Here is a 236-nt window from a genome sequence, read left to right as displayed (position 1 = left end):
AGGTGTCGGACCTGCGGGGTGCGGGGTCGACGCCGGCGCGGTGCAGGATCCGCCAGACGGTGGCGACCCCGACCGGGGAACCCAGCCCGATCAGTTCTCCCTGGATCCGGCGGTGGCCCCAGGTCGGATTTTCCTGCGCGAGGCGCAGGACCAGGTTGCGGATCTCCCCGCGGATCGGTGGCCGTCCGGGCGACTTCCGCGGATAGGTCCATTTCCGTGCGAGGAGCTCACGGTGC

1 protein-coding gene is annotated in these 236 nt (G+C 71.2%); it reads right to left on the bottom strand.

What is annotated here, in order from left to right; all coding sequences use genetic code 11:
* On the bottom strand, positions 1-236 hold a 236-nt coding region (locus FMEAI12_RS25400; RefSeq protein ID WP_146776765.1), incomplete at both ends, for a helix-turn-helix domain-containing protein.

Origin of the sequence: Parafrankia sp. Ea1.12 (assembly GCF_900465275.1) — a bacterium.
Lineage (GTDB): Bacteria > Actinomycetota > Actinomycetes > Frankiales > Frankiaceae > Parafrankia > Parafrankia soli.
This window is presented reverse-complemented; position numbering and strand designations above follow the sequence as displayed.